This window comes from Cedecea sp. NFIX57 (genome assembly GCF_900177785.1).
In the GTDB taxonomy this organism is placed as follows: domain Bacteria; phylum Pseudomonadota; class Gammaproteobacteria; order Enterobacterales; family Enterobacteriaceae; genus Cedecea; species Cedecea neteri_C.
This window is the reverse complement of record NZ_FXAS01000089.1, coordinates 1-3,055: the sequence shown is the minus strand read 5'-3', so window position 1 is coordinate 3,055 and position 3,055 is coordinate 1. Positions and strand designations below refer to the sequence as shown.

2 protein-coding genes and 1 pseudogene are annotated in these 3,055 nt (G+C 43.0%); all 3 read left to right on the top strand.

What is annotated here, in order from left to right; translation table 11 throughout:
• Positions 1-94: 94 nt before the first annotated feature.
• Positions 95-1,450, top strand: a pseudogene (locus B9Y90_RS25750) (Tn3 family transposase); the annotation flags it as partial.
• On the top strand, positions 1,450-2,652 hold the full coding sequence (locus B9Y90_RS25745) for a P-loop ATPase, Sll1717 family (protein ID WP_441302668.1): 1,203 nt from the start codon (positions 1,450-1,452) through the stop codon (positions 2,650-2,652). The pseudogene B9Y90_RS25750 and the gene B9Y90_RS25745, both read left to right, overlap by 1 nt.
• Positions 2,653-2,913: 261 nt before the next feature.
• Positions 2,914-3,055, top strand: a 142-nt coding sequence (locus B9Y90_RS25740) for a recombinase family protein (protein WP_176227944.1), incomplete at its 3' end; no start/stop codon positions are given.

Sequence of the window (3,055 nt, the reverse complement as noted above, 5' to 3'; positions counted from 1 at the left end):
CTTGACAGAAATCATACGGCGAACGGGGAAATATCTCCGGTACGCTATGAACAGATGTCTGATAAAAAAGTGTCCTGATTAACTTGACCAGAACAGTCTGAAACGGCTGAGCAAAATGGTCAGCGATCTGCTCCCTACGGTGGACTTAACGGAGTTGCTACTCGAAATTAACGCCCATACCGGATTTGCTGATGAGTTTTTCCACGCCAGCGAAGCCAGCGCCAGAGTTGACGATATGCCCGTCAGCATCAGCGCCGTGCTGATGGCCGAGGCCTGCAATATCGGCCTGGAGCCCCTGATACGGTCAAATGTTCCAGCCCTGACCCGACACCGGCTGAACTGGACAAAAGCAAACTATCTGCGGGCTGAAACTATCACCAGTGCGAATGCCAGGCTGGTTGATTTTCAGGCAACACTGCCACTGGCACAGGTCTGGGGTGGTGGCGAAGTGGCTTCTGCAGACGGAATGCGCTTTGTTACGCCAGTCAGAACAATCAATGCCGGGCCGAACCGCAAATACTTTGGCCATAACAGGGGTATCACCTGGTACAACTTTATTTCCGATCAGTATTCCGGCTTTCATAGCATTGTTATACCGGGGACCCTGAGGGACTCAATCTTTGTGCTGGAAGGCCTTCTGGAGCAGGAGACAGGGCTGAATCCCACCGAAATTATGACAGATACCGCAGGGGCCAGCGATCTTGTCTTTGGCCTTTTCTGGCTGTTGGGATACCAGTTTTCCCCGCGACTGGCTGATGCCGGTTCTTCGGTTTTCTGGCGCATGGACAATGAGGCCGATTATGGCGTGCTAAATGATATTGCCAGAGGGCAGTCAGATCCCCGAAAAATAGCCCTTCAGTGGGACGAAATGATCCGGGCCGCAGGCTCCCTGAAGCTGGGCAAGGTACAGGCTTCGGTGCTGGTCCGTTCATTACTGAAAAGTGAACGCCCATCCGGACTGACCCAGGCAATCATTGAAATAGGACGCATTAACAAAACGCTGTATCTGCTTAATTATATTGATGATGAAGATTACCGCAGGCGCATCCTGACTCAACTTAACCGGGGAGAAAGCCGTCATGCTGTTGCCAGAGCTATTTGTCACGGTCAGAAAGGTGAGATAAGAAAGCGATATACCGATGGTCAGGAAGATCAACTGGGCGCATTGGGGCTGGTCACTAACGCCGTCGTGTTATGGAACACTATTTATATGCAGGCAGCTCTGGATCATCTCCGGGCACAAGGAGAAACCCTGAATGATGAAGATATTGCACGTCTCTCACCGCTTTGCCATGGGCATATCAATATGCTCGGCCATTATTCCTTCACACTGGCAGAACTGGTGACAAAAGGGCATCTGCGGCCATTAAAAGAGGCGTCAGAGGAAGAAAACTCCACTGAGCGTCAGACCCCGTATTCTATAAGTCACTATGGCTTCATGCCCTCTTAATAAAAGTAATTCCTGCTTTACATCGTTCATCTTATCAAAGCTTTTTCAACAAGATCCAAGATTTAATTGGAGGAAAAAAGAAGCCTTATAACCCAGAATTAGTAAATGAATACATTGAACAGTTCAAGGATACTTTTTTTAATGATAAGGCACTAGTTGAAATAAGCAATAAAATGCAAAGCGAACTATCTACAAAAATAGGTATAAAAGGGATTAATCTTGGAGGTAAGTTAGGTCGTGAAGATGCACAAAAAGTACAATCTGAAACATCCAGCTACGTAAGTAGAGAGTTGATTAGAAAACAAAAAGAGTTGATAAAGATACTAAATGAAGAGTTCTCTGAAGTTGGTCAGTTTAGGATCATTATAAGCATTGATGATCTTGATCGCTCATGGCTAAGCTCCAGCGATATAAGGTATGACTTTATAAACGCATTGTTAGAAGCATTTCGAGAATTACTTGATGTAAAATCCGGTAAGATATTGATTTCAATAAGAACTGATATACTCATGGGGATTTATAATAAAACACTAAGACAAGACGAGAAGGATCAATCCCTTATCTATTCCGTTTCATGGAATAAAGCTGATATTAGAAAAATAATTGATATGCGTATAAATCACTTGGTTAAGAATAAATACCAAGGATCTCGCGTCATTACAATGAAAGATATTTTTAACTTTTATATCGATGGTGTTCAAGCAGATGAATACATTCTAGACAGAACCATGCTTAGGCCAAGAGATGCGATTAGCTTTGTAAACTATTGTCTTAAAGAGTGTGATGGCCATGTTGAAATTAACCAAGATATAGTTTTAATGGCGGAAGAGAAGTTTTTCTCCTCTAGGAAAAGGGCATTAGTTTCGGAATGGGTAACTATTTATAAAAACGTTTCTGAGTATATCGATTCATTATCCATGTTGACAAAACAAGAGTTCTCATTGAAATCAATTAACGAAGAAGATAAAAATACAGTTCTAACTTATATTCTTGATAGGGTTTCATCAGGCGATGGAAATGAGTTACATTCCAAGATAGTAATGAACTTTGATGAACTGATGAAGGTATGGTTTATTGTTGGTGTGATTGGAATTAAAAGAACTGAAACTCTTATAATTTACTCTTCATATGATAAGCCTGACCTCGACATAACAGACATTAATCGCACCTTTATTATTCACCCACTATTCAACAGAAGGTAAAAGGATGGGGGCTTTTTTATAGGTATTAGAGACTAATTTTGATGTCTGCTGTTCGCTCGTCCCGTACATTAAGTGTCCTTTACAGTCGATCTCGCTACGCGAATTCTGCTGAAAATCTGTTGTGGATAACATTAAACGTAAAAAATCGCCTCGGTATACTCCAGCATGACCATGAATGTGCGTTCCAATGAGTGCCAATGTTACCATATTAATGATACCATTAATCATGCGACCATTTTAACGTGACCAGGTGATGTAAAAATGCTCATTTTCGGCTATCTTCGCGCATCCACGTCCGGGCAGGATGCAACCCGGGCAAAAGAAGCTCTGAAAAATTTTGCACGTCACCACAACCACCGCATTGCCGGCTGGTATGTGGATAACGTGTCCGGCACCACAATGA